This window comes from Pseudomonas sp. SDO52101_S400, from assembly GCF_054071635.1.
The window spans coordinates 1-16,305 of the sequence record NZ_JBSVWF010000018.1 but is presented as its reverse complement, the minus strand read 5'-3'; the positions used below and the strand labels follow the sequence as shown (position 1 = coordinate 16,305).

15 protein-coding genes are annotated in these 16,305 nt (G+C 59.2%); 7 read left to right on the top strand and 8 right to left on the bottom strand.

Annotated elements, in window-relative coordinates; all coding sequences use genetic code 11:
* Positions 1–3: 3 nt before the first annotated feature.
* From ispC to rpsB, 7 genes are all read right to left on the bottom strand, one after another.
* On the bottom strand, positions 4–1,194 hold the full coding sequence (gene ispC, locus ACW9HX_RS11420; RefSeq protein WP_457380693.1) for a 1-deoxy-D-xylulose-5-phosphate reductoisomerase: 1,191 nt from the start codon (positions 1,192–1,194) through the stop codon (positions 4–6).
* The gene (locus ACW9HX_RS11415; protein WP_457380692.1) at positions 1,191–1,997 is read right to left on the bottom strand and encodes a phosphatidate cytidylyltransferase; all 807 of its coding nucleotides are present in this window, start codon (positions 1,995–1,997) and stop codon (positions 1,191–1,193) included. The genes ispC and ACW9HX_RS11415 overlap by 4 nt, the downstream gene beginning before the upstream one ends.
* A complete protein-coding gene (uppS, locus tag ACW9HX_RS11410; RefSeq protein WP_457380691.1) occupies positions 1,997–2,752 on the bottom strand; it encodes a polyprenyl diphosphate synthase in 756 nt (251 codons plus the stop codon). The genes ACW9HX_RS11415 and uppS overlap by 1 nt, the downstream gene beginning before the upstream one ends.
* Positions 2,753–2,766: 14 nt before the next feature.
* Positions 2,767–3,324, bottom strand: coding sequence for a ribosome recycling factor (frr, locus tag ACW9HX_RS11405; protein WP_457380690.1), 558 nt, complete (start codon positions 3,322–3,324; stop codon positions 2,767–2,769).
* Entirely contained in the window at positions 3,321–4,064 is a 744-nt protein-coding gene (gene pyrH, locus ACW9HX_RS11400; protein WP_011332683.1) for a UMP kinase, read from the bottom strand. The genes frr and pyrH overlap by 4 nt, the downstream gene beginning before the upstream one ends.
* 210 nt (positions 4,065–4,274) lie before the next feature.
* The gene (gene tsf / locus ACW9HX_RS11395) at positions 4,275–5,138 is read right to left on the bottom strand and encodes a translation elongation factor Ts (RefSeq protein WP_230735726.1); all 864 of its coding nucleotides are present in this window, start codon (positions 5,136–5,138) and stop codon (positions 4,275–4,277) included.
* 191 nt (positions 5,139–5,329) lie between these two features.
* On the bottom strand, positions 5,330–6,067 hold the full coding sequence (rpsB, locus tag ACW9HX_RS11390) for a 30S ribosomal protein S2 (RefSeq protein ID WP_003222119.1): 738 nt from the start codon (positions 6,065–6,067) through the stop codon (positions 5,330–5,332).
* A gap of 373 nt (positions 6,068–6,440) precedes the next feature.
* On the opposite strand from rpsB, the gene map reads away from it, so the two are divergent.
* The 5 genes from map to ACW9HX_RS11365 all read left to right on the top strand — a co-directional run bounded on the left by map (position 6,441) and on the right by ACW9HX_RS11365 (position 12,965).
* Complete coding sequence (gene map, locus ACW9HX_RS11385; protein ID WP_085729805.1) at positions 6,441–7,223, top strand: type I methionyl aminopeptidase; 783 nt, start codon at positions 6,441–6,443, stop codon at positions 7,221–7,223.
* Between the two features lie 40 nt (positions 7,224–7,263).
* On the top strand, positions 7,264–9,966 hold the full coding sequence (locus ACW9HX_RS11380) for a [protein-PII] uridylyltransferase (RefSeq protein WP_457380689.1): 2,703 nt from the start codon (positions 7,264–7,266) through the stop codon (positions 9,964–9,966).
* 43 nt (positions 9,967–10,009) lie between these two features.
* Positions 10,010–11,209 (top strand): succinyldiaminopimelate transaminase, encoded by a 1,200-nt coding sequence (dapC, locus tag ACW9HX_RS11375; RefSeq protein ID WP_457380688.1) that lies wholly within the window; start codon positions 10,010–10,012, stop codon positions 11,207–11,209.
* 167 nt (positions 11,210–11,376) lie between these two features.
* Positions 11,377–12,111 (top strand): M12 family metallopeptidase, encoded by a 735-nt coding sequence (locus tag ACW9HX_RS11370; protein ID WP_457380687.1) that lies wholly within the window; start codon positions 11,377–11,379, stop codon positions 12,109–12,111.
* A 179-nt stretch (positions 12,112–12,290) separates the two neighbouring features.
* On the top strand, positions 12,291–12,965 hold the full coding sequence (locus ACW9HX_RS11365) for a hypothetical protein (protein ID WP_457380686.1): 675 nt from the start codon (positions 12,291–12,293) through the stop codon (positions 12,963–12,965).
* Positions 12,966–12,989: 24 nt separating this feature from the next.
* On the opposite strand, the gene ACW9HX_RS11360 is transcribed toward ACW9HX_RS11365, so the two are convergent.
* Positions 12,990–14,621 (bottom strand): Na+/H+ antiporter, encoded by a 1,632-nt coding sequence (locus tag ACW9HX_RS11360; protein WP_457380685.1) that lies wholly within the window; start codon positions 14,619–14,621, stop codon positions 12,990–12,992.
* 183 nt (positions 14,622–14,804) lie between these two features.
* Between ACW9HX_RS11360 and ACW9HX_RS11355 the strand changes: the two genes are divergently transcribed.
* Together ACW9HX_RS11355 and dapD are read left to right on the top strand one after the other, a co-directional pair.
* Complete coding sequence (locus tag ACW9HX_RS11355; protein ID WP_003222107.1) at positions 14,805–15,167, top strand: ArsC family reductase; 363 nt, start codon at positions 14,805–14,807, stop codon at positions 15,165–15,167.
* A gap of 31 nt (positions 15,168–15,198) precedes the next feature.
* Positions 15,199–16,233 (top strand): 2,3,4,5-tetrahydropyridine-2,6-dicarboxylate N-succinyltransferase, encoded by a 1,035-nt coding sequence (gene dapD / locus ACW9HX_RS11350; RefSeq protein WP_007954762.1) that lies wholly within the window; start codon positions 15,199–15,201, stop codon positions 16,231–16,233.
* Positions 16,234–16,305 lie beyond the last annotated feature (72 nt).

The window sequence follows — 16,305 nt, the reverse complement described above, 5'->3', positions numbered from 1 at the left end:
GGCCTATCGACCGTAACGGGTCAACCATTGGCCAGCCAGGGCGCGTGCTGCCGCGTCCGCCGTAAACACCGCATCGAGATCATTCAGAGCAACCACCGGCTCGAGATTCAACACTTCCTCGATGATACTCGCGATTTCGAGGTAGCGAACCCGCCCGTCGAGAAACGCTGCAACCGCCACTTCATTTGCCGCGTTGAGCATGGCCGGCGCACTGTTGCCCGCCTCAGCCGCCTGACGCGCAAGTCGCAGGCACGGGAAGCGCTCTTCATCGGGTGCTTCGAAGTCCAGGCGCGCGATGGCAAACAGGTCCAGTGGCGCCACACCCGAATCGATGCGCTCAGGCCACGCCAGCGCATTGGCGATCGGCGTACGCATGTCAGGATTACCCAGCTGCGCCAACACCGAACCGTCGATGTAATCAACCAGCGAATGAATCACGCTCTGTGGATGGATCACCACCTCGACTTGCGAAGGTTTGGCATCAAACAGCCAGCAGGCCTCGATCAACTCGAGACCCTTGTTCATCATGCTGGCCGAATCCACGGAGATTTTGCGACCCATGGACCAATTTGGATGAGCACAGGCCTGATCAGGTGAAACATGCGCCAGCTCAGCCATCGGCGTCTGCCGGAAAGGACCACCAGAGGCCGTCAGCAGAATCCGACGCACGCCGACTTTACTCAGCCCTCGGGCAAAATCCTGCGGCATGCACTGGAAAATCGCATTGTGCTCACTGTCGATCGGCAGCAGGACCGAACCACTCTTGCGCACAGCCTCCATGAACAAGGCGCCGGACATCACCAGCGCCTCTTTGTTGGCCAGGAGAATCTTCTTGCCTGCCTCGACTGCCGCAAGGGTAGGACGCAGGCCGGCCGCGCCGACGATGGCCGCCATCACGGCGTCCACCTCAGGGGCTGCCGCGACCTGACACAACCCCTCCTCCCCCACCAGCACCCGAGTCGACAGGCCAGCGGCACGCAAGTCGTCCTGCAGGCCACGAGCAGCAGCGACTTCAGGCACCACCGCAAACTGAGGGACATGGCGTACACACAAAGCAAACAGCTCACTGAGACGAGTAAAGCCGCTCAGTGCAAAAACCTGATAACGCTCGGGGTGACGAGCGATGACATCCAGAGTACTCAGACCGATCGAGCCGGTTGCCCCAAGAACGGTAATCTGCTGCGGGCGGCTCACGGTGCAGCCATCCACAACAGCACGGCGAATACAGGGATCGCCGCTGTCAGACTGTCGATTCGATCCAGTACGCCACCATGACCAGGCAGCAGGTTACTGCTGTCCTTGATGCCGGACTGACGCTTGAACATGCTTTCCGTCAGGTCACCCACCACCGAGATGAACACGATCAGCGCTGCACCGATCAAACCCTTGAACAGCTGCGCCACCGTCCAGTCGCGAAACAGAGCGACCAGCGTGGTGATGACAAGACTCAGCACCAGGCCGCCATACACGCCTTCCCAGCTTTTGCCCGGACTGACTTGCGGGGCAAGCTTGCGCTTGCCGAAAGCACGGCCGGAGAAATAGGCACCGATATCGGCGCCCCAGACCAACACCATCACCGCCATGATCAGCCAGTTGCCCAGCGGATATTGCTTGATCTGCACCAGCCCTTGCCAGGCCGGCAGGAGAATCAGCAAGCCGATCACCAGTTTGCTGGCAGCACTGGCCCAGCGCTCACTGGAGCGCGGATAGGTCAGCACCAGCCAGGTCGCTACCGCCCACCAGATCACCGAGGCACCCAGCACCCAAGGCGCCAGTCCCGGCAAGATGTACATGACGAACAACATCAGCGCGACCACTGCCGCATAGCCGACGCGAAACGATTGCGCAGCGAAGCCGGCCAGGCGCGCCCATTCCCAGGCACCCAGACTCACGACCAGCCCGATGAACAGCGCGAAACCGGAACCTTCGAGCAGGAAAAAACCGCCCAGAGCGATCGGCAGCAGGATCAGCGCAGTGATGATTCGTTGTTTAAGCATTAAACCCGGGCTCCAGCTTCGACCTGCTCGCTCGTTTTACCGAAACGACGCTGGCGCGAAGCGAAATCGGCCAGCGCAATACGCATGGCATCGTGTTTGAAGTCCGGCCAGAACAGGTCGGAGAAGTACAACTCGGCGTAGGCCAGCTGCCACAGCAGGAAATTGCTGATGCGGTGCTCTCCGCCCGTGCGGATACACAGGTCCGGCAACGGCAGGTCGCCGGTCGCCAGACAGGTTTGCAGCAGATCAGGAGTGATGTCTTCCGGACGCAGATGCCCGGCCTGAACCTCGCGAGCCAGGCGCTGCGCAGCTTGCGCAATATCCCACTGACCGCCGTAGTTGGCGGCGATCTGCAGGATGAAGCGATTGGCACCTGCGGTCATGGCCTCGGCTTCGCGCATGGCAGCCTGAAGCTCAGGATGAAAGCGCGAGCGGTCGCCAATGATGCGCAGACTGATGTTGTTGTCATTGAGGCGCTTGGCCTCACGACGCAATGCCTTGAAGAACAGATCCATCAAGGCACTGACTTCATCGGCCGGGCGCTGCCAGTTTTCACTGGAAAAGGCGAACAGCGTCAGCACTTCGACACCAGCCTCGGCACACACCTCGATCACCGCCCGCACAGCGTCCACGCCCGCTTTATGCCCGGCGACACCCGGCATAAAGCGTTTTTTCGCCCAGCGATTATTGCCATCCATGATGATCGCGACATGGCGCGGCACCGCGGACGGCGCAGTCTGCTTGGTCTTATCCATTTAAAGCTCGACCCTTATACGGCCATCAGGTCTTTTTCTTTCTGTGCCAGATTCGCGTCGATTTGAGCCACATATTTCTTGGTCAGATCGTCGATCTCGCCAGTAGCGCGACGCTCTTCGTCTTCGCTGATTTCCTTTTCCTTGACCAGATCCTTCAGCGAGCTGTTGGCATCACGACGGATATTACGCACGGCAACGCGAGCGTCTTCAGCAACATCGCGAGCCTGCTTGGTGAAGCCCTTGCGGGTTTCTTCGGTCAGGGCCGGCATGCTGATCAGCAGCAGTTCGCCCAGGTTGGTCGGGTTCAGGTTCAGGCCGGCACTGCCGATTGCCTTGTCGACAGCGCCCAGCATGTTGCGCTCGAAAGCCACGACCTGCAGGGTGCGAGCGTCCTTGACGGTGATGTTGGCCACTTGCTTGATCGGAGTGTCGGAGCCGTAGTACGGCACCATCACGCCTTCCAGAATGCTTGGGTGCGCCTGACCGGTACGGATGCGGCCGAAGTTGTGCGCCAGGGATTCCAGCGACTTCTGCATGCGCTGTTCGGCGTCTTTCTTGATTTCATTGATCATTGTTGAACTTCCTCGATCAGGGTTCCTTCAGCGCCGCCATGTACGATATTCAGCAGAGCGCCGGGCTTGTTCATGTTAAATACGCGCAACGGCATCTTGTGGTCGCGGCACAGGCAGATAGCCGTCAGATCCATTACGCCCAGCTTGCGATCCAGCACTTCATCGTAAGTCAGATGATCGAACTTCTCGGCATGCGGGTCTTTGAACGGGTCGGCAGTGTAGACGCCATCGACCTTGGTCGCCTTGAGAACGACATCCGCGTCGATTTCGATTGCGCGCAGGCAGGCTGCCGAATCCGTGGTAAAGAACGGATTGCCGGTACCGGCCGCGAAAATCACCACGTCCTTGGAGTTCAGGTGGCGCATGGCCTTGCGACGATCATAGTGATCGGTCACACCGACCATGGAAATAGCCGACATCACGATGGCCGAGATATTGGCACGTTCCAGCGCATCGCGCATGGCCAGAGCGTTCATCACAGTGGCCAGCATGCCCATGTGGTCACCAGTGACCCGATCCATGCCGGCCTTGCTCAGCGCTTCACCGCGGAACAGGTTGCCGCCGCCGATCACCAGACCGACCTGAACGCCGATACCGACCAACTGGCCGACTTCCAGCGCCATGCGATCCAGCACCTTCGGATCGATCCCGAACTCTTCCGAGCCCATCAGGGCCTCGCCGCTAAGCTTGAGTAGAATGCGTTTATAGCGAGCCTGATAACCACTGCCCTGCTGAGCCATTGCGAATCTCTCCTGCGGCGTATTTAAAAATTCTTTGCGAGCTGTTTACAGCTGGCGTTCACTCTAGCTTGGCGCTGCTTCAGCGCCATCGGAACATGGCTTTGTAAGTCAGTTCCAAGGGGAAACCAATTAAAAATTGGTAACCCTATCTGAAAAGAGGCTGCGCGCGTGAGCGGGCAGCCTCTTTCGGGCGACAGTTGAAAAACTGTCTTATTGCTTGGCGGCAGCCAGCTGTGCAGCAACTTCTTCAGCGAAGTTGTCGACTGGCTTCTCGATGCCTTCGCCTACTTTGAAGTAAGTGAAGGAAACGATTTCAGCGCCGCCTTTCTTGGCCAGCTCGCCAACCTTGACTTCAGGGTTCTTGACGAACGCCTGCTCAACCAGGCTCGCTTCTGCCAGGAACTTGCTGATACGGCCCTTGACCATGTTCTCAACAATGTTTTCTGGCTTGCCTTTGATTTTTTCTTCGTTCAGCTGCAGGAACACAGCTTTTTCACGCTCGATCGCTTCGTCCGAAACCTGCGAAGGCAGCAGGAATTCAGGGTTGCTTGCAGCAACGTGCATCGCGATGTCTTTGGCCAGCTCGACGTCGCCGCCTTTCAGGACAACAGCAACACCGATCTTGTTGCCGTGCAGGTAGGTGCCGACTACGTCGCCTTCTACGCGCACCAGGCGACGGATGTTCACGTTTTCGCCTACTTTGGCAACCAGCGCTTCGCGAGCGGCTTCTTGAGCAGCGATCAGCGGAGCTGCATCGGTCAGCTTGTCAGCGAATGCTTTGTCGACGCTGGCAGCAACGAAGTTTTTGAAGTCGTCTTGCAGAGCCAGGAAGTCGGTCTGCGAGTTGACTTCGATCAGAACGGCAGCCTTGCCGTCGTCCTTGATGGCGATAGCGCCTTCAGCGGCAACGTTGCCAGCTTTCTTGGCAGCCTTGATGGCGCCCGAAGCACGCATGTCATCAATGGCTTTTTCGATGTCGCCGCCAGCCTTTTCCAGGGCTTTCTTGCAATCCATCATGCCTTCGCCGGTACGCTCGCGCAGTTCTTTGACCAACGCTGCAGTAATTGCTGCCATTTTCAAATTCCTCTTGGATAGGTTTTCAACCATTCCACCCGATCGAACGGGCGTTCAATTCTTCCCGAACCACCTTGTAGCCGCTGCACGTTACAGATCCTGTAGCTGCGCTGCCGACAAATTGGTTTTCGAGGTGGCAAAAAGGGGGCCAAGCCCCCTTTTTGCTTACTGAGTCAACGCCAGGGCGTCAATTACTCAGCTGCAGCCTGAGTTTCTTCAGCTGCGAACTCTACAGTGCCGCCAGCAACGTTGTTGCGACCACGGATTACTGCGTCAGCCATCGAACCCATGTACAGCTGGATAGCGCGGATTGCGTCATCGTTGCCTGGGATGATGTAGTCAACGCCTTCCGGGCTGCTGTTGGTATCGACAACGCCGATGACCGGGATGCCCAGCTTGTTGGCTTCGGTGATCGCGATGCGCTCGTGGTCAACGTCGATCACGAACAGTGCGTCTGGCAGACCGCCCATGTCCTTGATGCCGCCCAGGGAGCGATCCAGCTTCTCAAGATCACGGGAGCGCATCAGCGCTTCTTTCTTGGTCAGCTTGGCGAAAGTACCGTCTTCGGCTTGAACTTCAAGGTCACGCAGACGCTTGATGGAAGCACGGATGGTTTTGAAGTTGGTCAGCATGCCGCCCAACCAGCGGTGATCGACGTACGGCGAACCGCAACGTGCTGCTTCTTCAGCAACGATCTTGCCAGCGGAACGCTTGGTGCCGACGAACAGAATCTTGTTTTTGCCCTGGGCCAGACGCTCTACGAAAGTCAGAGCTTCGTTGAACATTGGCAGGGTTTTTTCAAGGTTGATGATGTGAATCTTGTTACGCGCGCCGAAAATGTACTTGCCCATTTTCGGATTCCAGTAACGGGTTTGGTGACCGAAGTGCACACCGGCCTTCAGCATATCGCGCATGTTGACTTGGGACATGATAGTTCCTTGATAAGTCGGGTTGGGCCTCCACGTATCCCAATGACCAACCCCCGATCCGAGGATCAAAGGCACCCAGGCCATCGTGTCGACACGTGTGTGGGTTAATGCTTCCGGAGCTATCCCCGGAAAGCGGCGCATTTTATATCACAGGAAGGGCACAAACGGAACCCGGAATCTGTAATCACGTCAGGGACATGGGCACCAGCCCCTTGGAATCGCCGTGCCGCGCCTTATTGTATAGGTCGAAGCGATGCACGCAGGCGCGGATTTGCGCCTTTGGTCTGTTAGAATCGCGTTTTTCAGGGCCATCTGGCGAAAACCGCCGCCCTGTCCGTATCAGCAAGCGCCGCCGAGCGCAGAGAGAGCCTGTATGACCGTCACCCTCAAAACTCCCGAGGACATCGCTGGTATGCGTGTCGCCGGCAAACTGGCCGCCGATGTGCTGGAAATGATTGCCGAACACGTAAAGCCGGGCGTGACCACCGATGAGCTGAACCAGATCTGCCACGATTACATCGTCGACGTGCAGAAAGCCATCCCTGCCCCGCTCAACTACAAGGGCTACCCGAAGTCGATCTGCACCTCGATCAACCACGTGGTCTGCCACGGCATCCCGAACGACAAGCCGCTGAAAAACGGCGACACCCTGAACATCGACGTCACCGTGATCAAGGACGGCTACCACGGCGACACCAGCCGCATGTTCCACGTCGGCACCGTACCGGTATGGGCCGAGCGCCTGTCCCAGGTCACCCAGGAATGCATGTACAAGGCGATCGAGATCGTCAAACCCGGCTGCCGCCTCGGTGACATCGGTGAAATCATCCAGAAGCACGCTGAAAAGAACGGCTTCTCCGTGGTACGCGAGTTCTGCGGACATGGCATTGGCAAGGTGTTCCACGAAGAGCCACAGATCCTGCATTACGGCCGCGCCGGCACCGGCATGGAACTGAAGGCCGGCATGACCTTCACCATCGAGCCGATGATCAACCAGGGCAAGGCCGACACCAAGGTGCTGGGCGACGGATGGACCGCGATCACCAAGGACCGCAAGCTCTCGGCACAGTGGGAACACACTTTGCTTGTCACCGACACCGGCTACGAGATCTTCACCCTGCGCAGCGATGACACGATCCCGCGCGTATCGGCCTGATCCAGACACCGCTCCCAGCCTATAGAAGGAAAGCCAATCGATGCCGCAGGTGGATCCCGAACTCTTCGACCGCGGCCAGTTCCAGGCTGAACTGGCCCTGAAAGCGAGCCCCATCGCCGCATTCAAGAAGGCGATCCGCCAGGCCCGCGAAGTGCTCGACGCACGCTTTCGCAGCGGCCGCGACATCCGGCGACTGATCGAGGACCGCGCCTGGTTCGTCGATAACATCCTGCAAAAGGCCTGGGACCAGTTCAACTGGAGCGAAGACGCCGACATCGCGCTGGTCGCGGTGGGCGGCTACGGTCGCGGTGAGTTGCACCCCTATTCAGATATCGACTTGCTGATCCTGCTGGACAGCGCCGATCACGAAATATTCCGCGACTCCATCGAGCGTTTTCTGACGCTGTTGTGGGACATCGGCCTGGAGGTCGGTCAGAGCGTTCGCTCGGTGGACGAGTGCGCGGAAGAGGCCCGCGCCGACCTGACGGTGGTCACCAACCTGATGGAAAGCCGCACCATCTGCGGCCCCGAGCGCCTGCGCCAGCGCATGCTCGACGTCACCAGCACCGCCCACATGTGGCCGAGCAAGGAATTCTTCCTGGCCAAGCGCGCCGAGCAAAAGGCCCGCCACCACAAATACAACGACACCGAATACAACCTGGAACCCAACGTCAAAGGCTCACCCGGCGGACTACGGGACATTCAGACAATTCTGTGGGTCGCCCGTCGCGAGTACGGCACCCTGAACCTGCGCGCCCTGGCAGGCGAAGGCTTCCTTGTCGAGAGCGAAAACGCCTTGCTGGCGTCGTCCCAGGAATTCCTTTGGAAAGTGCGCTACGCCCTGCACATGCTGGCCGGACGCTCAGAAGACCGCCTGTTATTCGATCATCAACGCACCATCGCGGGCCTGCTGGGGTTTGAGGGCGACGACGCCAAGCAGGCCGTCGAAAACTTCATGCAGCAGTATTTCCGCGTGGTGATGAGCATCGCTCAGCTCAGCGACCTGATCATCCAGCACTTCGAGGAAGTCATCCTCGCGCCGGAAGACGAAGCGCCGCCGCAGCCGATCAACTCGCGCTTCCAGCTGCACGACGGCTACATCGAGGCACGCAACGACAACGTATTTCGCCGCACACCGTTCGCCATGCTCGAGATCTTCGTGCTGATGGCCCAGCAGCCGGAAATCAAAGGTGTACGCGCCGACACCATTCGTCTGCTGCGGGAAAACCGCCACCTGATCGACGACAACTTCCGCAACGACATCCGCAATACCAGCCTGTTCATCGAACTGTTCAAGTGCAAGATCGGTATCCACCGCAACCTGCGGCGGATGAACCGATATGGCATTCTCGGGCGCTACCTGCCGGAGTTCGGTTTTATCGTCGGACAGATGCAGCACGACTTGTTCCATATCTATACGGTCGATGCGCACACGCTGAATCTGATCAAACACCTGCGTAAATTGCAGTACACCCAGGTGTCGGAAAAATTCCCGCTGGCCGCCAAGCTCATGGCCAAGCTGCCCAAGCCCGAACTCATCTACATGGCGGGCCTGTATCACGACATCGGCAAGGGCCGGCATGGCGATCACTCGGAGATCGGCGCGGTCGATGCCGAGGCGTTCTGCCAGCGCCATCAATTGCCGGTGTGGGACAGCCGCCTGATCGTCTGGCTGGTGCAGAACCATCTGGTGATGTCGACCACTGCCCAGCGCAAGGACTTGTCCGACCCGCAGGTGATCCATGACTTCGCCCTGGCAGTCGGTGATGAAACCCGCCTCGACTACCTGTACGTGCTGACCGTAGCCGACATCAACGCGACCAACCCGACGCTGTGGAATTCCTGGCGCGCCAGCCTTCTGCGCCAGCTCTACACCGAGACCAAGCGTGCCCTGCGCCGAGGCCTGGAAAACCCGGTGGATCGCGAGGAGCAGATCCGCCAGACCCAGAGCGCAGCACTGGACATTCTGGTACGTGGCGGTACCGACCCGGACGACGTCGAGCAGTTGTGGGCGCAACTGGGCGATGACTACTTCCTGCGCCACACCGCCGGCGACGTGGCCTGGCACAGCGATGCGATTCTCCAGCAGCCGGCCGATGGCGGGCCGCTGGTGCTGATCAAGGAAACCACCCAGCGCGAATTCGAGGGCGGTACGCAGATCTTCATTTATGCGCCGGACCAGCACGACTTCTTTGCGGTGACCGTGGCCGCGATGGATCAGCTCAACCTGAACATTCACGACGCCCGGGTCATCACCTCCAGCAGCCAGTTCACCCTCGACACCTACATCGTGCTCGACACCGAAGGCGAATCCATCGGCGACAATCCGACCCGGGTCAAGCAGATCCGCGACGGCCTGACCGAAGCCCTGCGCAACCCGGACGATTACCCGACCATCATCCAGCGTCGGGTGCCGCGCCAGCTCAAGCACTTTGCTTTCGCACCACAGGTGACGATCCACAACGACGCCCAGCGTCCGGTGACGGTGCTGGAACTCACCGCACCCGACCGTCCGGGCCTGTTGGCGCGGATCGGGGGGATTTTCCTGGAGTTCGATCTGTCGCTGCAGAACGCCAAGATCGCCACCCTGGGCGAGCGGGTGGAAGACGTGTTCTTCATCACCGACGCCCACAATCAGCCGCTGTCCGACCCGCTGCTGTGCAGCCGTTTGCAGGATGCCATCGTCGAGCAGCTCAGCGTCAATCAGGAACCCGATATCAAACTGTCGCGCATCAGCATTTGACTGAGCGCCCGGATTCAACCGCTTTGCACGAGACCCAGCACCGATGAACAACGCCCTGACCCAGTTGCAGCCCTACCCGTTCGAAAAGCTCCGCGCCCTGCTCGGCAGCGTCACACCGAATCCGGACAAGCGCCCGATAGCGCTGTCCATCGGCGAGCCGAAACACCGTTCGCCAAGCTTTGTCGCCGAGGCGCTGGCCAACAACCTGGATCAGATGGCGGTGTACCCGACTACCCTCGGCATCCCGGCCCTGCGCGAAGCCATTGCGGCCTGGTGCGAACGTCGTTTCAACGTGCCGAGCGGCTGGATCGACCCGGCGCGTAATGTGCTGCCGGTCAACGGCACTCGTGAAGCACTGTTCGCCTTCACCCAGACCGTGGTCAATCGCGGCGACGACGCGCTGGTGGTCAGCCCGAACCCGTTCTATCAGATCTACGAAGGTGCGGCGTTCCTCGCCGGCGCCAAGCCGCACTACCTGCCGTGCCTGGACGAGAACGGCTTCAACCCGGATTTCGAAGCGGTATCGCCGGACATCTGGAAGCGCTGCCAGATCCTGTTCCTGTGCTCGCCAGGCAACCCGACCGGCGCGCTGATCCCGGTCGACGTGCTGAAAAAGCTGATCGCCCTGGCCGACGAGTACGATTTTGTGATCGCTGCCGACGAGTGCTACAGCGAACTGTACTTCGACGAACAGACTCCGCCGCCGGGCCTGCTCAGCGCCTGTGCCGAACTGGGCCGCAAGGACTTCAAGCGTTGCGTGGTATTCCACAGTCTGTCCAAGCGCTCGAACCTGCCGGGCCTGCGCTCCGGTTTTGTTGCCGGCGACGCCGATATCCTCAAGGGCTTCCTGCTGTACCGCACCTACCACGGCTGCGCGATGCCGGTTCAGACCCAACTGGCCAGCGTTGCCGCGTGGAACGATGAAGTACACGTACGCGCCAACCGTGCGCTGTACCGCGAGAAGTTCGATGCCGTGCTGGCGATCCTCAGCCCGGTGATGGATGTACAGCGCCCGGATGGCAGCTTCTACCTGTGGCCGAACGTGCAAGGTGATGACGCCGCGTTCTGCCGGGATCTGTTTGCCGAAGAGCACGTGACCGTGGTGCCGGGCTCGTACCTGTCGCGAGACGTCGACGGGGTCAATCCGGGCGCCGGGCGCGTGCGGATGGCACTGGTTGCACCACTGGCCGAATGTGTCGAGGCGGCCGAGCGTATCCGCGATTTCGTCCTGCGTCGCAAGTAATGCCTGAATGCCCGTGCCGGGCAACCCGGCACGGGTGGTCAAATACCACGTAACACTTCTCCTGCTTTTTCTACCCCTTTTTTGTGCCGGCCAGACGTTAGTCTTGAGTCGCGCCATTCGCTGCGCATAAATGAACGCCAACTTTAACTTCATGGAAGAAGTGAACAATGAAAGAACTTCTGGATTGCCAACTGATTCAATGGTCTGACGACCTGGCCGCTTACACAGCCGCCATCAACGAGAACCCGGCGAATGCCGCTACCCAAAACGCACCGGGTTCTCGCCGCAAACGCTCCGTGGTCAATTATTCGAAACTCTGGGCAAATGGTCGAACCCTGAAGATCGCTTTTCTGGATGCACCCGGCGCCGACCATAAATCCGCGATTATCAAAGCGGCCTGTAAATGGCTGCCCTCTATCAACCTAAAATTCGAATTTGTCGATGATCTTAAAGGCGATATCCGCATCGCCACTCGAAACAACGACAACAGTTCGATGCTGGGCACTGACGCGTTGTTGATACATCCGGACCATCCAACGATGAATCTGGGGGTCAAACCAGAGCATCCCGATTTCGAGGTCATCGTGATCCACGAATTCGGCCATGCGCTGGGTGCCATGCATGAACATCAGCACCCTCAAGCCAATATTCCTTGGGACAAACCCAAGGTGTACGAATTTTACCGAAATCGGGAAATGAATCCGCTGACCCGTGAACAGGTCGACCGCAACCTGTTCGCGTCTTTCGATACGCTGGAGGCGCTTTATACGAACTATGACAGGCGATCGATCATGCACCATCCTGTATCGAACGATTTGACCATTGGTAACTGGGAAGTCCCGATCAACCGCAAGATCAGCAAAAAAGACAAACAACTGATGAAGCTGCTTTATCCGAAATAAGCCACAACCTAAAACAACAAGTTTGTCAGGTGCAACGCCTGACAAACTTAAATCAAACACACACCTACTTACATCAAACAACTTCCACAAACTTACGCCCACCAATAACTTCACCACCATCCAAACTCATCGAGTTTCTGGAGACGCAATTATTCCCCTACTAGCGAGGACACTTGAACATGAATCAAACAATTGCCGGGAGCGGCCGAAAAAAACGCGCAGTCGGAAAACCGGCTCACTTCTGGACGCCTGGCCAGACACTACGCATAGCCTTCCTGAACGGCGACCAGGCGTTCAAGGATGCTGTCAAAGCTGCCGCGAGCAACTGGCTGCCTCACATCAACCTTAAGTTCGATTTTGTCGAGGGACAATCAGGGGACATTCGTATAAAAAGCGATCCCGGCATTTACCAGTCGGCCATCGGTAACAATGCAATGCTGATCGAAGCACACGAGCCGACCATGAGGCTCTCACCGGATCTGCGATCACCGGTATTTTTCACCGCCAATGTCATGCATGAGTTCGGGCACGCACTGGGTGCCGAACATGAGCACCTGCACCCGGAGTCAAACATTCCCTGGAACAAGGCGGCGGTCTATGCCGCGCACTGGGTAGATGAAAACGCCGATGAAGACGATGCCACGCGCCGGGCTGTCGATGAACGCTACTTCAACCTGCTCGATGCCAGCGATTTCGACTATTCATCCTACGATCCGAAATCGATCATGCACTACGCCGTGCGTCAGGACTGGACCCATGGCGACTTCAAGATCGATCTGAATCTGAAGCTCAGTGAAAAGGACAAGGCGTTCATGGCGAAAGCCTATCCCTTCCCTGCAGCACTAACGGCGTAACTCACACGGGGCAAATCGAGGCGATTACTTGACCTGCCCCAGGTTCGCCTCACTCAAATCCAGTTCGCCCAACACCTCACGCAACACGTCATCACCAATCTGATGGTGGCGACTGAGGCTGTACAGCTCAAGGCGCTGCGCCCGCAGTGCCTTGAGCCGCAAGCGGCGCTCCAGCAGATCCATCTGAAACGCCAGCGCCTGGGCTTCGGCCGAATCGTTGAACACCTCCAACTGATGGCGATACTCGGACATGATCCGCGCCTTGAGCTCCGCTGCCAGTGCGGCTTGCGCAGCGTCCTGCGGGCTGACTTCCTCGGTCTCCAGCGCATGGATCGCCGCTTCCGCCGTCTTGCGCCAGGCGTCGCGCACTTCCTGACGACGCTTGTCGTCCGGGCTCTTTTCAATGCCGCGCAACAATAATGGCAGTGCAATACACGCCGCCACCAGCGACATCAGAATCACCCCGGCGGCAATGAAGATCAGCAAATCACGCTCGGGAAAGGCCTCGCTGCCCATCAGCATCGGCACCGACATCACGCCCGCCAGGGTCACCGCCCCACGGACGCCACCGACGGTCAGCAGCCAGCAGGAACGGGCAGTTGGCACTTGCGTCAGATCGCCCTTACCGCGCAAACGGCGCAGCAGCACCGACAGACGCCAGATGCTCTGCACCCAGATAAAGCGCAACAACACCAGCGCCAGGAAAATCGCCAACACGTCGAGGCAGCGATAGATCAGGGTTGGCCACAACGACGTCTCGTGGCTGACCACAGCCTTGATGATGTCCGGCAGTTGCAAGCCGAGCAGCAGGAAGATCAATCCGTTGAAAGCAAACTCCAGCAACGACCAGACGCTGCGGTTGAGCAATCGCGTGCTGGTCTGGCGCGGCAGCAGATCGAGCCAGCTCTGCATCATCCCCGCCGCCACTGCCGAGAGAATGCCCGAGGCGCCGAGCCGTTCGGCCAACACGTAAGCGGCAAACGGCAGCAGCAACATGAACACCACGTGAGTCGCCGGATCGTCCCAGCCCCGAGCGATCATCCAGGCGCGCAACCTTCCGACCAGCCAGCTCAGCGCCACACCCACCGCCAGCCCGCCGACCGCCACCAGCACGAACGTCAGACTGGCGTTGGCCAAAGAAAACGCACCAGTGACCGCCGCAACCAGGGCGAACTTGAACGTCACCAGGCCCGAGGCATCGTTCATCAGCGCTTCGCCTTGCAGCATGTGCATCAGCGGCGTCGGCAAGCGGTTCTGCGATATGGCCGAGACTGCCACGGCATCGGTCGGTGACAACACCGCCGCCAGCGCAAAGGCCACCGGCAATGGAATCGTCGGCAACAGCCAGTGAATGAAATAGCCGGCACCGACCACGGTAAACAGCACCAACCCGACCGCCAGCGTCAGTATCGGTCCGCGCAGACGCCACAATTCGCGCTTGGGCATGCGCCAGCCATCGGAAAACAGCAGCGGCGGCAGGAACAGAAACAGGAACAGTTCGGGATCAAGCGCCACGTGCAAGCCAAGTGTCGGCCAGGCCAACAAGGCCCCGGCGGTGATCTGTACCAGCGGCAGCGGCAACGGGATAACCCGTCCGACCAGACGCGAAACACTGACCAGCATCAGCAGGATCAGGACGGTATAAGCGGTTTGCATAAAGCGGAAATCCCGGACAATCGACAGCGTTGAACTGCCATATTAGCCGCTTAGGCTGTGCGTGACCGTTGCACCTATGTCGCAGCCCCCGTCCGGGAAATCAACCTCGGCCGCCGCGAAACGGTTTGGTCATGGCATAATCCGACACCATTTTTTTCCAGCACCTGTAAAGGGGGCGATTCCTTGACCGTTTCAAGCAAAACGTTGCACCTTTTCGGCATCAAAGCCTGCGACACCATGAAAAAGGCGCGCACCTGGCTCGATGAACACGCTGTCAGCTATGACTTCCACGATTACAAGACCGCCGGCATTGACCGTGAACACCTGACCCAATGGTGCGACGAGCATGGCTGGCAAACGGTGTTGAACCGCGCAGGCACGACCTTTCGCAAACTCGACGACGAACGCAAAGCCGATCTCGACCAGTCGAAAGCCATCGAACTGATGCTCGCTCAACCCTCGATGATCAAGCGCCCGGTGCTCGATCTCGGTGACCGAACCCTGATTGGCTTCAAGCCAGATATCTACGCGGCCGCCCTCAAGTAAGCAGCCCGTCACTTTTTGTAGAGGTATTCACATGTCCAATTCCCTGTTCAGTATCGCCTTCGGCGTCGGCACCCAGAACCGTCAAGGCGCATGGCTGGAAGTGTTCTACGCCCAGCCGCTGCTCAATCCTTCGGCCGAGCTGGTCGCTGCCGTTGCACCGATCCTCGGTTACACCGAAGGCAACCAGGCCATCACCTTCACCACCGCACAAGCCGCCCAACTGGCTGAAGCGGTGAAAGGCATCGACGCGGTACAAGGCAAGTTGCTGACCCGTCTGGCCGAAAGCCACAAGCCACTGGTCGCCACCCTGCTGGCCGAAGACGCGCAACTGACTTCGACCCCTGAGGCTTACCTGAAGCTGCACCTGCTGTCCCATCGCCTGGTCAAGCCGCACGGCGTGAGCCTGGCCGGGATCTTCCCGCTGCTGCCGAACGTTGCCTGGACCAGCCAGGGCGCGATCGACCTGAGCGAACTGGCCGAGCTGCAACTCGAAGCCCGTCTGCGCGGCGAGCTGCTGGAAGTGTTCTCGGTGGACAAGTTCCCGAAAATGACCGACTACGTGGTTCCGGCCGGCGTGCGTATCGCTGACGCCGCACGTCTGCGTCTGGGCGCCTACGTGGGCGAAGGCACCACCGTGATGCACGAAGGTTTCATCAACTTCAACGCCGGCACCGAAGGCCCGGGCATGATCGAAGGCCGCGTTTCCGCTGGCGTCTTCGTCGGCAAGGGTTCGGACCTGGGCGGCGGCTGCTCGACCATGGGCACCCTGTCGGGCGGCGGCAACATCGTGATCAAGGTTGGCGAAGGCTGCCTGATCGGCGCCAACGCCGGTATCGGTATCCCGTTGGGCGACCGCAACACCGTCGAGTCGGGCCTGTACGTGACCGCCGGCACCAAGGTGGCGCTGCTGGACGAGCACAACAACCTGGTCAAGGTTGTGAAAGCACGCGAGCTGGCCGGTCAGACTGACCTGCTGTTCCGTCGCAATTCGGAAACCGGTGCCGTGGAATGCAAGACCCACAAATCGGCGATCGAACTGAACGAAGCGCTGCACGCTCACAACTAAGCGCCGCTGTGACCTCCTGTGGGAGCGGGCTTGCTCGCGAAGACGGTGTGTCAGTCACCCTTGATTTCGACT

What these genes read in the sequence shown, in the direction of transcription:
- ACW9HX_RS11415 (WP_457380692.1), bottom strand. Translation starts at nt 1,997, where the DNA reads ATGCTTAAACAACGAATCATCACTGCGCTGATCCTGCTGCCGATCGCT.
- uppS (WP_457380691.1), bottom strand. Translation starts at nt 2,752, where the DNA reads ATGGATAAGACCAAGCAGACTGCGCCGTCCGCGGTGCCGCGCCATGTC.
- frr (WP_457380690.1), bottom strand. Translation starts at nt 3,324, where the DNA reads ATGATCAATGAAATCAAGAAAGACGCCGAACAGCGCATGCAGAAGTCG.
- pyrH (WP_011332683.1), bottom strand. Translation starts at nt 4,064, where the DNA reads ATGGCTCAGCAGGGCAGTGGTTATCAGGCTCGCTATAAACGCATTCTA.
- tsf (WP_230735726.1), bottom strand. Translation starts at nt 5,138, where the DNA reads ATGGCAGCAATTACTGCAGCGTTGGTCAAAGAACTGCGCGAGCGTACC.
- rpsB (WP_003222119.1), bottom strand. Translation starts at nt 6,067, where the DNA reads ATGTCCCAAGTCAACATGCGCGATATGCTGAAGGCCGGTGTGCACTTC.
- map (WP_085729805.1), top strand. Translation starts at nt 6,441, where the DNA reads ATGACCGTCACCCTCAAAACTCCCGAGGACATCGCTGGTATGCGTGTC.
- ACW9HX_RS11380 (WP_457380689.1), top strand. Translation starts at nt 7,264, where the DNA reads ATGCCGCAGGTGGATCCCGAACTCTTCGACCGCGGCCAGTTCCAGGCT.
- dapC (WP_457380688.1), top strand. Translation starts at nt 10,010, where the DNA reads ATGAACAACGCCCTGACCCAGTTGCAGCCCTACCCGTTCGAAAAGCTC.
- ACW9HX_RS11370 (WP_457380687.1), top strand. Translation starts at nt 11,377, where the DNA reads ATGAAAGAACTTCTGGATTGCCAACTGATTCAATGGTCTGACGACCTG.
- ACW9HX_RS11365 (WP_457380686.1), top strand. Translation starts at nt 12,291, where the DNA reads ATGAATCAAACAATTGCCGGGAGCGGCCGAAAAAAACGCGCAGTCGGA.
- ACW9HX_RS11360 (WP_457380685.1), bottom strand. Translation starts at nt 14,621, where the DNA reads ATGCAAACCGCTTATACCGTCCTGATCCTGCTGATGCTGGTCAGTGTT.
- dapD (WP_007954762.1), top strand. Translation starts at nt 15,199, where the DNA reads ATGTCCAATTCCCTGTTCAGTATCGCCTTCGGCGTCGGCACCCAGAAC.